The organism is Roseovarius sp. MBR-154 (assembly GCF_053628595.1).
The window spans coordinates 20,382-37,898 of sequence record NZ_JBRJGR010000002.1; the positions used below are offsets into that span (position 1 = coordinate 20,382).

Below are 17,517 nucleotides of genomic sequence, written 5' to 3' on the forward strand. Positions count from 1 at the left end.
CTTGGCTTTGGAGGGTTTCACACAGACTCGATCAGGAAAAGACAGATGAACGACACGCAACAGATCCACGCGATACTCGACCACGACCTCGGCGCAGACGGCATCCTGCGCCTGACCCTCAACGACGTCCCCCGCCGCAATGCGCTCTCCGAGGCGATGCTGGACGAACTGGCGCGCGCCTTTGCCGATGCGGGCAATGACGCGGCGGTGCGGGTGATCGTGCTGGCCGCCAACGGCCCGGCCTTTTGCGCGGGCCATGACCTCAAAGAGATGACCGCCGGGCGCGACGCGCCGGATCGCGGCCGCGCCTATTTCGCGCGGGTCATGGCGCAGTGTTCGGGCGTGATGCAGGCGATCGTGAATTGCCCCAAGCCGGTGATCGCCGAGGTCGCGGGCGTGGCCACGGCGGCGGGGTGTCAGCTGGTGGCAAGCTGTGATCTGGCCGTAGCGGCGCAGAGCGCGCGGTTCAGCACGCCGGGGGTGCATATCGGCCTCTTTTGTTCGACCCCGATGGTGGCGCTGTCGCGCAACGTGGCCGACAAGCATGCGATGGAAATGCTGCTGACCGGCGACATGACCCCGGCGGCGCGCGCCGCAGAGATCGGGCTGGTCAACCGGGCGGTGGCGGACGAGGCGCTGACCGAGGTCACGATGGAAATGGCGCGCAAGGTCGCGTCGAAATCGAGCATGACGCTGGCCACCGGCAAGCGCGCATATTACGCGCAGCGTGAGATGCCGCTAGCCGCAGCCTATGATTATGCCTCGACGGTGATGGTCGAGAACATGCTGGCGCATGATGCCGAAGAGGGCATCGGCGCCTTTATCGAGAAACGCGCGCCCGCGTGGCAGGACAAGTGAGCATCATGGTGGAAAACCCCTATAACACCGGCCTCGACCGCAACCCGGCGAATTATCAGCCGCTCACCCCGCTGAGCTTTCTGGAGCGGGCGGCGAGCGTGTATCCGGATCATACGGCTATCGTGCACGGCGGCCTGCGGCGCAGCTATGCGGAGTTCTACGCGCGGTCGCGGCAACTGGCCTCGGCCTTGGCGCGCACCGGCATCGGGCGGGGCGATACCGTCTCGGCGCTGCTGGCCAATACGCCCGCGATGCTGGAATGCCATTACGGGGTGCCGATGTGTGGCGCTGTGCTGCATTCGATCAACACCCGTCTTGATGCTGCGATCATCGCCTTTCAGCTGGATCACGCGATGGCGCGGGTGGTGATCGTGGACCGCGAATTCATGGGGCTGATGCAGGAGGCGCTGGAACTGGCGCAGGTGGAGCCGCTGGTCATTCAGTATGACGATCCCGAGTTCACCGGGGTGGGCGGCACCGACGATGCGCATGACTATGAGGAGTTTGTGGCGACGGGCGATCCGGGCTATGCTCGGTTGATGCCCGAGGACGAATGGGACGCGATTTCGATCAACTACACCTCGGGCACGACGGGTGATCCCAAGGGCGTGGTGTCGCATCATCGCGGTGCGTATCTACTGGCGCAGGGCAATGCGCTGACCACCTCGATGGCGAAACACAGCGTCTACCTGTGGACCCTGCCGATGTTTCATTGCAACGGTTGGTGTTTCCCGTGGACGTTGTCGGCGATCATCGGCACGCATGTCTGCCTGCGGCAGGTCCGGGCAGAACCGATCTGGTCTGCGCTCGCCGAGGAGGGGGTGACGCATCTATGCGGCGCGCCCATCGTGATGTCGCTGCTGATCTCGGCCCCGGAGGGCGAAAAGCGGGCGCTGACGCGAGAGGTGCAGTTCTTTACCGCCGCCGCGCCGCCGCCTGAAAAGCTGCTGGCGGACATGCAGGCGGCGGGCTTTGACGTGACGCATCTCTACGGGCTGACCGAGACCTATGGCCCGGCGGTGGTCAACGAATGGCACGGCGCGTGGTCCGATCTGCCGTCACCCGAGCAGGCACGGCTGAAATCCCGGCAGGGGGTGCGCTATCTGCCGCTGGAGGGGTTGCAGGTGATGGACTCCGAGACCATGGCCCCGGTGCCGCGCGACGGCGAGACCATGGGCGAGGTGATGTTTCGCGGCAACGTGGTGATGAAGGGCTATTTCCGCAATCCGCAGGCCACGCGAGACGCCTTTGCCGGGGGTTGGTTCCACTCGGGCGATCTCGGCGTGGTGCATGCCGATGGCTATATCCAGCTCAAGGACCGGTCCAAGGACGTGATCATCTCGGGCGGCGAGAACATCTCGTCCATCGAGGTGGAGGAGGCGCTCTATCGTCATCCCGCCGTGGCGGTGGCCGCCGTGGTCGCCATGCCGCACGACAAATGGGGCGAGACGCCCTGTGCCTTTGTCGAGGTGACCAGCGGAGCGACGGTAGACCCCGAGGCGCTGCGCGCCTGGTGCCGCGATCACCTGGCCCCCTACAAGGTGCCCGGAAAGGTCGTGTTCACGGATATTCCCCGCAGCTCCACCGGCAAGATCCAGAAATTCGTGCTGCGCGAGCAGGCACGTGATCTGGCCGCCCTGCCCGTCGCGTGATCAGATCGGCGGAGCGTCCACCCGCACCTCCGCCGCCCCACACTTAAAGGCAGTGATCAGGCGGGGCAACGCGCTGTTGCGCGCGAGGTCGCCTGAACAGCAACAGGCGTGCATCCCTGCCCGGTCATATCTCCAGATGCAGTTTCGGCTTCCAGAACGGCCGGAAAAGCTCGATCTTGGGGCAGCGGTCCATCACCACCTGCATCCCTGCCGCCTCGGCATGGCGCGCGGCGTCGTGATCGACCACGCCTATCTGGCCCCAGAGCACGCGCGCACCGATGGCGATGGCCTCTTCGGTGATGCCCATCAAATCCTCGGGCCGACGAAAGACTTCGACCATATCAACCGGTCGATCAATGCTCGCCAGCGACGGATAGACCTTGATCCCCCGGATCTCTTGCAGCCCCGGGCGTGGATTGACCGGGATCATGTCATAGCCGGTCTCGTGCAATACGCGCAGCACACCATAACTGAACTTGGTCTTGTCGGGACTCGCGCCCACCATGGCGATGGTCTTGACCGATTTGAGGATGCCTTGCAGATAGGCGTCGGAATAGGGTTGGGTGTGATCCATCTCAGGGCTCCTTGGGGGTGGCAATATCGGCCTTCAATTCATGCGATTGAAGCGGGTCGAGGAACGGGTTGCGGTAAAGCTGCCCGTGGCTCTCGACGCCGATTTCCAGCGTGATGTCGGTAAGGGCGCGCGCAACGCAGAGGATGACATAGCCATTGGCAATCTGCCGGTTGTTGAGCGCGACCTGTCGCCGCTGATCGACCTCGCCGACGGTCAGCTTGGCCGCGCAGGTGATGCAGCCGCCGTATTTGCAGCCATAGGGCAGATCGACCCCCTGCTCGCGCAGCGCGTCAAGCAGAGGTCGGCGCGCCTCGACCTCATAGGTGGCCCCGCCGCGATTGGCGATGGTGACGGTCCGCGTGCTCATAGCCAGATATCGCTCGTGCAGTCGCCGCCCGGATAGCGCGCCTCGTGGCAGCGGCTCGGCCCGTTGGGCTCCTGCCCGAAATCGACGATGAAATCGGGATTGAGCGTCATGCCGCCGTTTTCCGGATCGCAGTCGATCATCACCATCACCCCGCCCTTCTCGCGGATCGCCGGATAGAACTGGTTGTCCCATGTCGAGAACAGCGACGTGGTGACATAGAGCCGCCGCCCGTCGAGGCTCAGTTGGAACATCTGTGGCCCACCCGCCATCTCGACGCCGTTCACGACCGGCGCGCGGCCCAGAAGCCCGCCCATCCAGACCTGCCCGGTCAACTTGGGGTTATGCGGGTCGCTGATGTCATACTGACGCATGTCGCCGTGCAACCAGTTGTTGATATAGACGAAGCGGTCATCCATCGACACCAGCAGCGCCGACATCACGCCGGGCACGGGAATGGGCCATTCGGGATGCGGCTCGTTGGCCACGTCGATGATCTTTTCCCATTGCCACTTGCCCACCTCGTCCTTCCACCAATGGATGACGTTCGTCGAGAGCGCGGCGCAGCAGAATCCATGCGTGCTGTCGGGATCGTGGTGAAACTTGACCTCCAGCGGGATCAGACCATCCTCGCCGAGATACATGGTCTGGATCGGTTCGCGTTTCTCGAAATCCCAGAAATGCAGTTCGCGCCCGTATTTCAGGTGCCCCACCTCTTCGAGATCAAAGCCCGGCATGAAGGTGTTGGGTGCCGCCCATTCCGACGACACCATGATATTGTGGCGCGGCTGGTACCAGAAATCATAGCCGAACTTGATGTCGCCCATGGAATTTTCCCAGCGGCCCACGATCTCGAACTCCTTGTCGAGATGCAGATAGCCGCCGGGGGCTTCGCCCTTGGCATCCCCGAGAAACGAGATGATGATTTCAGATCCCAGACAATGCACCGTATGCGGCCCTGACAGATCGGCCTTGGCCTTGATCTTGGCCCCGTCGATCACCTTGTGCAGGCGCGGCGCGCGCGGGTCGGTGGCGGTATCGACGATATGGATGTTGTTGGAGCGTACGCCGGGAAGCAGGAGGTATTTACGAGACATGCCGGCATCGTCATGGCAGCTTGAGCAGGCGTTCCAGCCCATGTGGTGCAGCTCATCCCCGATGCCGGGCATTTCCAGCCGGTGGATCACCTGACTGTAGGTCGGGCTGTCGGGATCGACATCCACGGTGGCGAGGTAATCCGGTTTCTGAATCCCCGTGCCAGTATAGATCGCGATCGTATACAGCAGCTTTTCGCGCGGGGCCTTGATCGCCTCGGCGGGGCTGGCATAGCCCGGTCCACAACATTCCATGAGAATCTCCTCCTCCTCAACCTTGACTTTGCCTAGCAAATTTCAAATCATGAGACAAATGTTCATTTTGTGAGACATACATGCATCTCGAAAGACTGACCAGCCTTCTGGAAACCGTAGCCGTCGCGGGCCGCGCGGTCTCGACCGTCGAAATCCAGCAGGCGACGGGCCTGCCGCGCCCGACCTGCTACCGCTTGCTGCAATCACTGGCCGAGCATCGCCTGCTCGATGAGCCCGAACCAGGGCGATTTCTGATCGGCGAGCGGCTGGTGCGGCTGGCACTTCTGGGGCAGACGGATGTGGACGCGAGCGCCGCCGCCGCGCCCACCCTGCGCGAGGCCGCGGACCAGTTCGGCGAGGCGGTGTTCCTGTCGCGGTTTCGCAACAAGGGTGTGGAGATCATCCATGTCGAGACACCGCAGGACGCCACGCGCTCCTTCGTGCACCCGGGCCTCGGGTTCCGCCCCATGCATGCCTGTTCGTGCTCCAAGGTGATCGCGGCCTTCGCCGAAGAGACCTTCCGCGAGGAAATTCTCAATGGCCCGATGCGCCGCTATACGCCCCGGACCAAGCACGACCCCGAGGCGCTGCGTGCCGAGTTCGAGACGATCCGCATGACCGGCTATGCCGAATGCGTCGAGGAAATCGAGGTCGGCGTCTCGTCGGTCGCGGCCCCCATCCGCATCGGCAATATCGGCGCCACCTTCAGCATCGGCGCGACCGGCCCGCTGCGCCGCTTCACCGAAAAACGCCGCGCCGAAATCGGCCGCGACCTGATCGGTTTCGCCGACAAGGTCTCACTGGCCCTGCAAATGCACGGGCAGGCCGCGCAGGGTTGACCGATGGCACGCGCTATGTGGCAATCGGTCTTGTCGATATGGCGTTCATGTGGAACCAGAGGGGCACGGGCGACACTCATCCTGACGCAGCGCGGCAATCATCCGCGCGTTGTCGAGCGCGATGACGCTCTGATCGGCGAAGCTTTGCGCCAGCGTGGTGGACTGCGCGCTGAATGGACGGACGGTTTGGCGGTAGATCGTGAAGGCACCGACCAGCGTCTCGCCCGACATCATCGGAATGGCGACAAAGGATCGCGCTCCGCCGAGGATCGCGGTGGCATGGCGCAGCGGGTCGTCGGTCTGAAAGATTTCCTCGGCCCGGACATCGTAGATGTTCACGACACTTCGGCTCTGCGCGAGCCTGCCGAGACCGGTGCGCGGACCCGCCAGGAATAGGCCCTGCGCGGCGAACCAGTCGCGGAACGGGATGGGGATGCCTCGTGTATGACTGGCGGAAAATCGCCCTTGCCCGTGATGCTCGAACAGGATGCCGAACTCCGCCTCGCAGAGGTCGAGGGCAAAGCCGAGGATCGACGACATCACCGCGTCGATATCGCCGCGCGACCGGCTGATGATGTGCAGCACTTCGGCCAGGGTCTGTTCGCGGCGCAGCGACTCCTCGAGGCTCAGCGCCAGTTCCGAGATGATCGCCGCGTGATCCGTCTGCATGTCGGTCGCGGGCTGCGCACCCCCCAACCGGGCATGCAGGTCCAGCTTGGACGAGACTTCAAGCTTGCGATAGATCGTCGCGAGATGGGTGCGCACCGTTGACGGCGCGATCCGCAACCGCGCTGCAATCGCCTGATAAGTGTCGCCCTGCGCATAGGCGCTGGCGATCTCGATTTCGCGGGGGCTGAGAATTTCGTCGGGCAACATGGCGCGCGGACTGTCCCTTTGATGACTGCCGCATCACTGTGTTGCATCGACGGGGATCAGGCAATCCTGCATATGCTGTAGAAAAATACTGCAGGCCGGGCGAGTCGGCTCTCCAGAGGTTTCCGGTTATGCCGATGCGTCGCGATGAAGGCGAACTTCATGTCGCTTCCCTCGCGCCGACGCCTGCGGCTTTTTATTAGGATGTCTCGCTCCGCCCTGAGCTTGGAGACCGCTTTCTTCAGGCAACCACGGTTATAAAGCGGCTCAGGCCTCGAGTTCGGCATCCCAGTACAGGAAATCCAGCCAGCTTTCGTGCAGGTGGTTGGGCGGGAACTTGCGGCCCATGTTGCGCAGTTGCTCGGCCCCCGGGGCGCGCGGCGGTTTGCGCAGGCTCATCCCCACCTGCCGCAGGCTGCGCGCGCCCTTGCGCAGGTTGCAGGGGCTGCAGGCGGCTACGACATTCTCCCAGCTTGTCACCCCGCCGCGCGCGCGCGGCACCACGTGGTCAAAGGTCAGGTCGCCCTTGGCGCCGCAATACTGACAGCGGAATTCGTCCCTCAGAAATAAATTAAAGCGCGTGAAGGCCACGCGCTTTTGAGGTTTCACAAAGTCTCGGAGGACGATGACCGACGGTATCCGTATCTCGGTACTCGGGCTGCGGACCCAGTGATCGTATTCGGCCACGATGTCCACGCGGTCCGACCAGGCCGCCTTGATCGCCTCCTGCCACGTCCAGAGCGACAGCGGATAGTATGACAGCGGCCGGTAGTCCGCATTGAGCACCAGAGCCGGGAAATGCCGCAGCGCGGCGGGCTCTCTCACAAATTCGGTTCTGAAATCCCCGTCCATCGTCTGAACTGCCCTTTTTCGCGGCCCCCGGTTCCATGCGGTAAGGCGGTATTGTCCTCACCTGTACGCCACTATATATCGTGTTCGGCCTCTGGCAAGCCTGCTATATCGCAGCATATCTAGACGGTCGTATAGGTGGCAAACGTAACTCTGCGATGACAGAAATCACGCCGCCGCCTCGTCCTGCCCCGCCGCCTGCCGTTGCCAGAGCGCGGCATAGCGTCCCTGCCGCGTCAGAAGGTCCGAATGCGTGCCCTCCTCGACGACAATCCCCTGATCCAGAACGACAATCCGGTCGGCCCCCGCCACCGTCGACAAGCGATGCGCGATCATGATAACAGTGCGCCCCTCTGCCGCACGTGCGAGCGCCTCCTGAATATCGCGCTCTGTCTGCGTATCGAGCGCGCTTGTCGCCTCGTCAAGCAGCAGGATCGGCGGGTTCTTGAGCAGGGTGCGGGCGATGCCGACACGCTGTTTCTCGCCACCCGACAGCTTAAGCCCGCGCTCGCCCACCTGTGTGGCGTAGCCCTCGGGCAGGCTTGTGATGAAGTCGTGGATCTGTGCAGCGCGCGCCGCCTCTTCGATCTCGGTCTGCCTGACCCCGTCGCGGCCATATGCGATATTGTAGCCAATCGTGTCGTTGAACAGGACGGTATCCTGCGGCACCACGCCAATAGCGGCATGGAGGCTGTCCTGGGTCACGGCGCGCACATCCTGCCCGTCGATGCGCACCGCCCCCGCCTGCACGTCGTAAAACCGAAAGAGCAGCCGTCCGATGGTCGATTTGCCAGAGCCAGAGGGGCCCACCACCGCCAATGTCTGCCCCGCCTCCACATTGAAGGACACGCCCTTGAGAATCGGCCGCGCCGGGTCATAGCCGAATTCAACGGCATCGAAAGCAATCGTGGCACCTTTCACGTTCAGAACATCTGCATCCGGTTTTTCTGAAACATCCGGATTCTTCTCCAACATTTCGAACATTTCACCCATGTCGACCAGTGCCTGCCGGATCTCGCGATAGACCGTGCCAAGAAAGTTCAGCGGCATGGTGATCTGGATCATGTAGGCGTTGACCATGACGAAATCGCCAACCGTCATGCTGCCATCTTGCACCCCCATGGCCGCCATCACCATGACGATGATCAACCCGCCGGTGATCAGGAAGGATTGCCCGAAATTCAGAAAGGCCAGCGACTGCGCGGTCTGCAACGCGGCGCGCTCATAGCCCGCCATCGCCGCATCATAGCGCTGCGCCTCGCGGTCCTCGGCCCCGAAATACTTGACCGTCTCGTAATTCAGCAGGCTGTCGATCGCCTTCTGGTTGGCGTCGGTATCCTGGTCGTTCATCTCGCGCCGCAGCCGCACGCGCCACTCGGTCACCTTGAAGGTGAAGGCGGTGTAGGCGGCAATGACAGCCGCCACAACGACCAGATACCAAATATCAAACAGCGCCCACAGGATGATCCCGACAAGCAGCAGTTCCAGCACCAGCGGCGCGATCGAGAACAGCAGGAATCGCAGCAGGAAATCGACACCCTTCACCCCGCGCTCGATGATCCGGCTCAGCCCGCCGGTTTTGCGCGTGATGTGATAGCGCATCGACATCGCGTGGATATGCCGGAAGGTCTGCAAGGCGAGCGCCCGCAGCGCACGCTGCGCCACCCGGGCAAAGACCGCGTCGCGCAATTGCTGAAAGCCCACATTCATCAGCCGCGCCATGCCGTAGGCCACGGTCAGCCCGATGGCGCCGGCCCCCAGCATCCAGGCTGCCTCCTGCCCCTCGCCCGCGAGCGCGTCAACCGCAGCCTTGTAGAAGAACGGCGTGCCGACCGAGACCAGCTTGGCCAAGACCAGCAGCAACAGGGCAATGACCACCCGGCGCTTGACCCATGTCTGCCCCTCGGGCCACAGGTACGGGGCCACGCGGCGGATGGTGATCCAGCCGCTGCGCGGTGCCTCGCTCGATGCCTCGGAGGATGTCACGCGGGATTTGCGCATCTGGGCTCTGGCCTTTCATCGGGTCGAGGGGCACAGATAGCCCCCGTATCCGCCGATGACCAGCCCGCGCTCAATCGGGCAGTTCGAACACCTGCCCCGGATAGATCAGGTCCGGATCGCGAATGCGGTCGCGATTGGCCTCGAAGACCCGCACATAGAGAATGCCCTCGCCATAACGCGCGCGGGAGATCGCCCAAAGGGTCGAGCCGGGCTGCACGGTGACAACATCGAGCTGCGGCGCGTCAGGATTCTGGTTGCGGGTCGCAAGGACCGCCTCATCCTCGCGCTTGAACGGCGTCTCAACGCGCGAGATCACGTCACCCGCCGGGCTCACCTCATCGACGCGCAGCGTGTAGACGCCGGTATCCACATCCGGAAGCGCGCTTTGCCAGCCCCCGTTCTCTTCGATACGTGAGGTCGTGACCGGCTGATTGTCGAGGTAAATCCTGACGAATCCGTCGCCACGGCCCCGGCCTGACAGCTGTACCTCTCCCGCCTCGGAATAGGTGATTGCATCAAGCGCGACCGAGGACATGACCTCCGGTGCGCGCTCCTGCGGGGCTTGCAGCACGCGCACGCCGGTTTCGTTCGACAGCAGCACCGTGGGTTGTTGCGGCACCGGCGGGGATACCGCCTCGGGCGCGGCGGCGGTTTGCGTGGCGGGCGCAGGCTGTTGCCTGGTGGACGCGGCAGCCTCGCGCAGAGCGGGCGCGCTCTGCGCAACATTGGGGGCGTCCTCTGCGGGCGCTTCGGCAGGCGCGGCGGCGCTGTCCTCAGGGTCACGCTCGTCGGGTTCGGGTGCTGTCGCCGATGCGGTTGCAGCCTCGGCGGGCTTGGGCTGTGGGGTCGGGGCGATCAGGATCTCATCGGTTGACCTGACCTCGCGCCCATCCTCGGTTGAGCGCATGGTCAAGGTCAGGACGCGCGGCACGGAACTGCCTGGAACCTCGAGGAACTGAACGAATTTTCCGGACCCGTCGGGCGCGGCGCTGCCCATGGTATCCTCGTCGATCAGAATCGACACGTCCCAACCGGGGGTGCCGCGTCCGGCAATGATCATCTGGCCGTCTGGCTCCATCCGGAAGGTATCGATGGCGGGCGGCATCGGCATATCCGGCGTGGCGGGTGCCTCTGGCGCGGGCTGCGGCGTGTGCGCCGTGGCATCTTTCGGGGCGGGTTCGACAGTGGCGACCGGCTCGGAGGCGGCGGGCTCTGGCGCTTCGGGCTCTGGCGCGGCTCGCTGTGTCGCGGTGGCCTGCGTGGTCTCGGGCTCGGCGCCACGATAGAGATACACCCCGGCCGCGACCAGCGCCGCCACGGCCACAGCGACAGCACCCGCAGCAGGCCCAGCCCCTAAACCGGCGAATTTGCTCATCTTTTTTCAACATCCCCTGCCGTGGCACCGCGCCCGGTTGTCGGAGCATATCAACAAGGCTATCAGGGGTCAAAGCAACGCTTGTTCAGCCCGGAGTGATGCCATGTCAGAACGATCCGTCTGTGTCTTTTGCGGCGCACGTCTAGGCAATCGTCCGACATATATGCAGGTCGCGACCAATACGGGCAAGATGTTGGCCGAGAACGGTTGGCGGCTGGTCTATGGCGCAGGGGATGTGGGACTGATGGGGGCTACGGCACGGGCGGCGCAGCAGGCGGGCGGCAAGACCTTTGGCGTGATTCCGGAACATCTTGTGGGTCTTGAGGTCTGCACACGTAACATGACGCAATACGTCGTGACCGAGACCATGCATGAACGCAAGAAGGTGATGTTCATGAATTCTGATGCCATCGTCGTGCTGCCCGGCGGCGCGGGGTCTCTGGACGAGTTCTTCGAAGTTCTGACGTGGCGCCAGCTCGGCCTGCATGAAAAGCCGATCTATTTAATGAATACCGAGGGTTACTGGTCGCCTCTCATGCAAATCCTGGAGCATGTTATCGCCGAGGGGTTCGCCGCAGACAACCTCAAAAGCTTTGTGCAGACGGTTGAAACCATTCAGGATTTGAGGATCGCCCTGCGCGCCGCCCTGTCCTGACGCAGGCTCGCGGTGGTGTAGATCGCAAGTGCGGTCCAGATCATCGCGAAGGCCACGGCGTGCCAGAAGCTGAATGCCTCCTGGAAAATAAGTGTGGCAACAAGGAATTGCAGGGTGGGGTTCAGGTATTGCACCAGTCCCACCGTGGCCAGTGTGACGCGCTTGGTGGCATAGCTGAACATGATCAGCGGAGTGCCCGTGAGGATGCCGGAAAATGCCAAGAGCAGGCTGTCCTGCCAGTTGATACCGAAGGCCCCGTGGCCATCCGCGTGGAAATACCAAAGAACTGTCAGCGCGATTGGCGAGAGGAGCAAAACCTCGGCGGTCACCGAAACCACGGGGCCGACGGAAAGCCCTTTTTTTACAAGGCCATATAGGCCAAAACTCGACGCCAAAATGAGCGCGATCCAAGGCGGAACACCAAGCCCGATGGTCAACGTCACGACCGCGCAGAGCGCAAGGCACACGGCGAAAATCTGAGCCTTGCCGAGGCGTTCGCGGAAGGCAATCGCGCCCAGAAGCACCGCCACCAGCGGGAAGATGTAGTAGCCAAGCGAGGCCTCCATCGCGCGCCCGACCTGAATCGAGGTGATGAAGACGAACCAGTTGGTGGAGATCATCAGCGCCGCGAAGCCGATCAGAAGGATTGAACGTCGCCCGGCAAGTGCCTGTCCAAGAATTGAAATTCTCCCCTGAACCAGAAGAACGAAGGCGAAGAACAAGCAGGACCAGAGCGTGCGATGCGCGAGGATCTCAATGGGCGAGATGTGATCCAGAAGCTTGTAATAGATGCCCGACAGGCCCCAGACCGTGCATGTGGCGACCATCGCGATAATCCCCTTGGTCGCCTCTCGCATGATCTTCCCGCCTCGTCTTTCACCCTGCCCCTGTGCTGCCGCAAGCGGGCGGCGGGGGCAAGGCGAAAGCGCACAAGCGGCTGGTTTCGCCTGCGGGTTTCGTGAAGCAGCGCCAGCGCGCAGGCTGGTTCAGAGCTTGGGGTCGAGTTCGGCCTTGAGCATGGTCTCGATCTTGTCGAGAGGGTGATCGGTGAGATCCTTAGGAATCTCGGCCACAACCTTGTCGCTCACTTCCTTGTGCAGGGCCTTGCGCAAGTCGCCCAATGCATGCGGCGCCGCAACCAGCACGATGCGCTCGAACGCGCCGCGATGCGCGTATTTGTAGAGCATATCGGAGAGTTCGTGCGCAAAGCGCTCTTTGGCCAGTTCGTGCCAGTCGGTATCGTCCATTGCCGACGTCTGCTCTACCCCGGTATCGTGCATGCGACCGGGCCGGTTGGCGGATTGGGCATAATCCGACGGGTTCTCCTGTTCGTTCTTGCGGACAACCTCAAGCGACGGTGCCATGGCATCGACGGTGTTGCGCAGGACGAGCGCCTTTTCCCCGTCCGCGATCAACACCCAGGTTCCGTTGGTCAGGACAGCCATCACATCTTCTCCTTGTCGCCGCTCTCGTCCTGATCCTGAGCAGTTCCCCGCGTCTTGCCCGCAGAGGTCTCGTCGTGCCGTTTCTTCTCGTCACGCGTGCCCACCTTGCGGGCGACCTCACCACCGGCGCGACCGGCGGCCGAGGGAGCTTTCTCAAGGTTTTCCGGCTTCTCTCCAAGGATCTGTTCGGTTTCCCGGCTGCCATCCTTCGATTTCACACGGTCGGCCATGGGTATCTCCTTTTGAATTTCCCTTCTTGATGAAAACGTTTGGAGAGCCTGTAGGTTCCGTCCGAAAATCCGGTTGGATCAAAGCTTTATCATATCACTTCAAATATCAAGGCCCGCCAGAATGGCGGGCCTTGCAAAAGCCGACCGACTCCGGATCACATACGCGAGGCGACGTTTTCCCAGTTCACCAGGTTGTCGAGGAAGTTCTGGAGATAGGCCGGGCGCTTGTTGCGGAAGTCGATGTAGTAGGAATGCTCCCACACGTCACAGCCCAGCAGCGCAGTCTGACCAAAGCAGAGCGGGTTCACGCCGTTCTCGGTCTTGGTGACCTTGAGGCTGCCATCGGTATCCTTGACGAGCCACGCCCAACCCGAGCCAAACTGACCTGCCCCGGCGGCGGCGAAATCTTCCTTGAACTTGTCGAGCGAACCGAAGCTTTCGGTGATCGCCTTTTCCAGTTCCCCCGGCATGCCGGTGCCGCCCGGCGCCATCATCTCCCAGAACTGGTTGTGGTTCCAGTATTGCGAGGCGTTGTTGAAGATGCCCGACTGCGCGACGGCCTTGGGATCATAAGTGCCCTTGATGATCTCTTCAGCCGACTTGCCCTCCCACTCGGTGCCAGCGACGGCCTTGTTGCCGTTGTCGACATAGGCCTTGTGGTGGATGTCGTGGTGGTATTCCAGCGTCTCGCGGCTCATGCCGTGATCAGCGAGCGCATCGTGCGAATACGGAAGGTCGGGAAGTTCGAAAGCCATGGGTATGCCCCCTGTTCGTTGGTGTTAAAATCTGATGTCCCTTACATGGTGGGCGGATCGGGCAAAGGTCAACCCTGCGCGTCGGAGTTTTTCTGTCGGGATTGCCGGGGTTCAACCGTAAACGCCCACCTCGCCCCCCGGCAGGGCCGCTGTTTTCAGTAGGTTGAAGGCATAGTCGGCCACCGAGCGGAAGCAGATGAGATGGAAGGCGCCATCCTCATCCAGCCAGAACGCGGCGGGCACCTGCGCCATCCGGGTGCGCCGGAACATGCCGGGGGTAAAGGCCGCCGGCGACAGGTCCACCGGGCAAAGCTTGGCCAGCACCTCGCGCGCTCCATCGCCCGAGACCTGCATGTAGGTGCGCGCGTCCGAAACGTTGACCGCGAGGAAATGCTGGCCCTTGAGCGCCTCTTCCAGCGTGGCAATCGTCTCGGCCACCCCGTCATAGGCGCAGATCAGCAAGAGCTCGTCCGGCGACATCCAGAGCACCGCAGTCCCCTGCCCGCTCAGCGCCTGACGCTGTGCAGGCACGTCGAGGCCCACGGCCTTTTGCACGGCGGCCTTGACCTCTTTCGACGACAGATCGCCCCGCAGCGTGATCATGCCGGTCAGGCCCGCATCCATGATGGTGGCGAGCCCCTCAAAGCGGGCCCCGTTCAGGGGGGTGACGGCCTCAGACATTCTGCTTCTCCCCGTCCTTGTCGTAAAACACCTGATCGACGATCTTCGCTTTCACGATACCGCCGTCGATCTTTGGAAACTCCAGCACGTCGCCCATGCGGTCGGGGCCGTTATGGACCAGCCCCATGGCAATACCGCGCCCAAGCGTGGGCGAGTAATAGGTCGAGGTCACGCGACCTTGGGTCATGCGTTGGCCGTTGGCATTGTGACCAGAGGCCGTAGCATAGGCCCCATCGGGCAGGACCGAGCCGTCGAGCGTTTCGAGGCCCACCAGTTTCCAGCGGTTCGGATCGGCCATATGCGAGCGTTCCTGCGCGCGTTTGCCAAGGTAGTCGTCTTTCTTCTTGGAAATCGCCCAGCCCATGCCCAAATCCTGGGGGATCACGGTGCCGTCGGTTTCATCGCCAATCATGATGAAGCCCTTTTCGGCGCGCATGACGTGCAGGCCTTCGGTGCCATAGGGGGTGACGCCATGTTCTGCCCCGGCGTCCAAGAGCGCATCCCAGAGGGCGCGGCCATGGCTGGCGGGAACGGCGATTTCATAGCTCAACTCGCCGGAGAAAGAGATGCGATAGGCGCGCACCGGCATGCCTGCCAGTGTGAGATCGGCCCAGCCCATGAACGGCAGCGCGTCGTTGCTGAGGTCATCGGTGGTCAGTTTTGCAAGCGTTTCGCGGGCCTTGGGGCCGACGACGGCGATTTGCGCATATTGCTCGGTCACGTTGGCGGTGTAGACCTTCCAGTCCCACCATTCGCATTGCAGCCAATCCTCCATATGCCCGTGGATCGATTCCGCGCCGCCGGTGGTGGTGTGGCAGAGGAATGTATCCTCGTCGATGCGCGCCACGACGCCGTCATCCATGAGGAAGCCGTTTTCGTTGCACATCAGGCCATAGCGGCATTTGCCGGGTTTCAGGCTGCTCATCACATTGGTGTAGAGCATGTCGAGGAATTTACCGGCGTCCGGTCCCTTGACGATGATCTTTCCAAGGGTGGAGGCGTCGAGCAGGCCGAGACGCGCGCGGGTCTGGTTGATCTCGCGGTTCACGGCATCGCGGTGGGTTTCCTCGCCCTTGGGGAAGCAATAGGGGCGGCGCCACTGGCCCACGGGTTCGAAATGGGCGTTGTTGGCCTCGTGCCAGCCGTGGATCGGGGTCTTGCGGATCGGCTGGAACACGGCGTCGCGCGCCGCCCCTGCGATGGCCGAGAGGGAAATCGGCGTATAGGGCGGGCGGAAGGTGGTGGTGCCGGTCTGCGGGATGGGCTGACCGAGGGCATCCGAGAGGATCGCCAAGCCGTTGATATTGCTGAGCTTGCCCTGATCGGTGGCCATGCCGAGCGTGGTGTAACGCTTGGCGTGCTCGACGCTCTCATAGCCTTCGCGGGCCGCCAATTGAACGTCGGAAACCTTCACATCGTTCTGGTAATCGAGCCAGGATTTCATCCGCAGCTTGATATTGGCGCCTTGGGGCATGAGCCAGACCGCCTCGAGCGCCGCTTCGTCTGTTGCGGTGGCGGTGGGGGCCTTGGTGGATTTGGTGTCGTGGCCCATGGCCTTGGCCGCGGTTTTACCGGCAGTGTCGGCGTCGGTGAGCGCGGCCGCCAGATCAAGGTTGCCGTTGGCCGAGCCTGCGACGACCACAAACGCCTCGCCCTGCGCACCGCGCGGGGGATTGGCGGGGTCGGGGCGGAAATGCGCTTGTGCGCTATCCCAGAGGAGTTTGCCGCCGCAATGGGACCAGAGGTGGACCACAGGCGACCAGCCGCCGGACATGGCGACCGCGTCGCATTTGATCTCTTCCAGCACCGCGCCTTCGCCTGCCTGGGCGCAAATGGCGACGCCTGTCACGCGCTTGCCGCCTTTGACCTTGGCGATGCCCTTGCCGTTTTCCACGCGGATGCCAAGCGCGCGGGCCTCTGCCGCCAGAGCGCCGCCGCCCGATTGGCGGGCGTCGAGGATGGCGGGGATTTCCAGACCCAATTTCTTAAGCGTGATCGCGGTGCGGTAGGCATCGTCGTTATTGGTGACGACGACGGTGCGGTCGCCGATGGAAACGCCATAATTCACCGCATAGTCGCGGATGGCCGAGGCCAGCATTACGCCGGGGATGTCATTGCCCGCAAAGCTGAGCGGGCGTTCAATCGCGCCAGTGGCGGTGATGATCTGGCCTGCGCGGATGCGCCAGAGGCGGTGGCGGGGGGTATCGGTGCTGGGCGCGTGGTCATTCACGCGCTCGTAGCCCAGAAGATAGCCGTGGTCATAGACCCCTGCCCCCATGCAGCGCAGGCGCAGGGTGACATTGGGCATGTCGCGCAGTTTGGCGATGGTGGCGGTGATCCAATCCTCGGCGGGCTGGCCATCAATCTCGCCGCCATCAACCGGCGCGCGGCCGCCCCAATGGGCGGTTTGTTCCATCAGCAGCACCTTGGCCCCGGCCTCTGCCGCCGCGAGGGCGGATTGCAGGCCCGCCACGCCGCCACCGATCACGGCCACGTCGCAGAAGAAGTAGAAATGCTCATACCGGTCGGGGTCGCCGGGGTTGGTCGCCTTGCCCAAGCCTGCCGATTGGCGGATGAACGGCTCGTAGACATGCTTCCAGAAGGGGCGCGGGTGGATGAACATCTTGTAGTAAAAGCCCGCAGGCAGGAAGCGCGCGAGATGCGTGTTGACCGCGCCAATGTCATACTCAAGGCTGGGCCAGTGGTTTTGCGATGTCGCGGTCAGGCCGTCGAACAATTCGGTCGTGGTGACGCGCTGGTTGGGTTCCATGCGCGCACCCTCGCCCAGATGGACGAGCGCGTTGGGCTCTTCGGCCCCGCTTGCCACAATGCCACGCGGGCGGTGGTATTTGAACGAACGCCCGACCAGCATCTGATCATTGGCCAGAAGGGCCGAGGCGAGCGTATCGCCGGCATGGCCCTTGAGGCGCTTGCCGTTGAAGGTGAAGTGAAGGGCGCGGCCCTTGTCGAGGAGGCGGCCACCCTTGGCCAGACGCGTGCTCATGTCTTAAACCCTC

At 63.0% G+C, this 17,517-nt stretch carries 17 protein-coding genes and 1 pseudogene; 4 read left to right on the forward strand and 14 right to left on the reverse strand.

The genetic code is table 11. The features are described from left to right. Positions 1-45 precede the first annotated feature (45 nt). Positions 46-858: an enoyl-CoA hydratase gene (locus ACSSV4_RS03305; RefSeq protein WP_454273436.1), complete on the forward strand. Its 813-nt coding sequence runs from the start codon at positions 46-48 to the stop codon at positions 856-858. Positions 859-863: 5 nt separating this feature from the next. After that, a complete protein-coding gene (locus tag ACSSV4_RS03310) occupies positions 864-2,510 on the forward strand; it encodes an acyl-CoA synthetase (RefSeq protein ID WP_454273870.1) in 1,647 nt (548 codons plus the stop codon). Between the two features lie 124 nt (positions 2,511-2,634). On the opposite strand, the gene ACSSV4_RS03315 is transcribed toward ACSSV4_RS03310, so the two are convergent. Genes ACSSV4_RS03315 through ACSSV4_RS03325 form a run of 3 tightly spaced genes read right to left on the reverse strand, consistent with a single transcriptional unit; the run spans position 2,635 to position 4,797 of the window. Continuing rightward, positions 2,635-3,084, reverse strand: coding sequence for a CoA-binding protein (locus tag ACSSV4_RS03315; protein WP_454273438.1), 450 nt, complete (start codon positions 3,082-3,084; stop codon positions 2,635-2,637). 1 nt (position 3,085) lies between these two features. Further along, a complete protein-coding gene (locus ACSSV4_RS03320; protein ID WP_454273439.1) occupies positions 3,086-3,451 on the reverse strand; it encodes a 2Fe-2S iron-sulfur cluster-binding protein in 366 nt (121 codons plus the stop codon). Further along, on the reverse strand, positions 3,448-4,797 hold the full coding sequence (locus ACSSV4_RS03325) for a selenium-binding family protein (protein ID WP_454273441.1): 1,350 nt from the start codon (positions 4,795-4,797) through the stop codon (positions 3,448-3,450). Before ACSSV4_RS03325 ends, ACSSV4_RS03320 begins: the two co-directional genes overlap by 4 nt. Before the next feature lie 80 nt (positions 4,798-4,877). On the opposite strand from ACSSV4_RS03325, the gene ACSSV4_RS03330 reads away from it, so the two are divergent. Then, positions 4,878-5,636 carry an IclR family transcriptional regulator gene (locus ACSSV4_RS03330; protein ID WP_454273442.1) on the forward strand — a complete coding sequence of 253 codons (759 nt, stop codon included), beginning with the start codon at positions 4,878-4,880 and terminating at the stop codon, positions 5,634-5,636. A gap of 45 nt (positions 5,637-5,681) precedes the next feature. On the opposite strand, the gene ACSSV4_RS03335 is transcribed toward ACSSV4_RS03330, so the two are convergent. The 5 genes and pseudogenes from ACSSV4_RS03335 to ACSSV4_RS03355 form a co-directional block, all read right to left on the reverse strand. Beyond that, on the reverse strand, positions 5,682-6,512 hold the full coding sequence (locus ACSSV4_RS03335; RefSeq protein WP_454273443.1) for a LuxR C-terminal-related transcriptional regulator: 831 nt from the start codon (positions 6,510-6,512) through the stop codon (positions 5,682-5,684). Between the two features lie 128 nt (positions 6,513-6,640). Continuing rightward, positions 6,641-6,754 (reverse strand): annotated as a pseudogene (locus ACSSV4_RS03340) (IS3 family transposase); the annotation flags it as partial. 22 nt (positions 6,755-6,776) lie between these two features. Then, positions 6,777-7,361 carry an HNH endonuclease gene (locus ACSSV4_RS03345; RefSeq protein ID WP_454273444.1) on the reverse strand — a complete coding sequence of 195 codons (585 nt, stop codon included), beginning with the start codon at positions 7,359-7,361 and terminating at the stop codon, positions 6,777-6,779. A 165-nt stretch (positions 7,362-7,526) separates the two neighbouring features. Next, complete coding sequence (locus ACSSV4_RS03350) at positions 7,527-9,359, reverse strand: ABCB family ABC transporter ATP-binding protein/permease (RefSeq protein ID WP_454273445.1); 1,833 nt, start codon at positions 9,357-9,359, stop codon at positions 7,527-7,529. A gap of 70 nt (positions 9,360-9,429) precedes the next feature. Then, the gene (locus tag ACSSV4_RS03355) at positions 9,430-10,734 is read right to left on the reverse strand and encodes a LysM peptidoglycan-binding domain-containing protein (protein ID WP_454273446.1); all 1,305 of its coding nucleotides are present in this window, start codon (positions 10,732-10,734) and stop codon (positions 9,430-9,432) included. 103 nt (positions 10,735-10,837) lie between these two features. Here ACSSV4_RS03355 and ACSSV4_RS03360 point away from each other — a divergent pair, with 103 nt between their 5' ends. Further along, positions 10,838-11,389, forward strand: a complete 552-nt coding sequence (locus ACSSV4_RS03360) for an LOG family protein (RefSeq protein WP_454273871.1) — start codon at positions 10,838-10,840, stop codon at positions 11,387-11,389. On the opposite strand, the gene rarD is transcribed toward ACSSV4_RS03360, so the two are convergent. The 6 genes from rarD to ACSSV4_RS03390 form a co-directional block, all read right to left on the reverse strand. After that, on the reverse strand, positions 11,350-12,246 hold the full coding sequence (rarD, locus tag ACSSV4_RS03365; protein WP_454273448.1) for an EamA family transporter RarD: 897 nt from the start codon (positions 12,244-12,246) through the stop codon (positions 11,350-11,352). The genes ACSSV4_RS03360 and rarD overlap by 40 nt on opposite strands. Before the next feature lie 129 nt (positions 12,247-12,375). Further along, on the reverse strand, positions 12,376-12,834 hold the full coding sequence (locus tag ACSSV4_RS03370) for a baeRF12 domain-containing protein (RefSeq protein ID WP_454273449.1): 459 nt from the start codon (positions 12,832-12,834) through the stop codon (positions 12,376-12,378). Beyond that, the gene (locus ACSSV4_RS03375; RefSeq protein WP_454273450.1) at positions 12,834-13,064 is read right to left on the reverse strand and encodes a hypothetical protein; all 231 of its coding nucleotides are present in this window, start codon (positions 13,062-13,064) and stop codon (positions 12,834-12,836) included. Before ACSSV4_RS03375 ends, ACSSV4_RS03370 begins: the two co-directional genes overlap by 1 nt. A gap of 155 nt (positions 13,065-13,219) precedes the next feature. Continuing rightward, positions 13,220-13,819 carry a superoxide dismutase gene (locus ACSSV4_RS03380; RefSeq protein WP_454273452.1) on the reverse strand — a complete coding sequence of 200 codons (600 nt, stop codon included), beginning with the start codon at positions 13,817-13,819 and terminating at the stop codon, positions 13,220-13,222. A 111-nt stretch (positions 13,820-13,930) separates the two neighbouring features. Further along, positions 13,931-14,500: a sarcosine oxidase subunit gamma gene (locus tag ACSSV4_RS03385; protein ID WP_454273454.1), complete on the reverse strand. Its 570-nt coding sequence runs from the start codon at positions 14,498-14,500 to the stop codon at positions 13,931-13,933. Then, on the reverse strand, positions 14,493-17,504 hold the full coding sequence (locus ACSSV4_RS03390; protein WP_454273456.1) for a sarcosine oxidase subunit alpha family protein: 3,012 nt from the start codon (positions 17,502-17,504) through the stop codon (positions 14,493-14,495). Before ACSSV4_RS03390 ends, ACSSV4_RS03385 begins: the two co-directional genes overlap by 8 nt. Between the last annotated feature and the right edge of the window lie 13 nt (positions 17,505-17,517).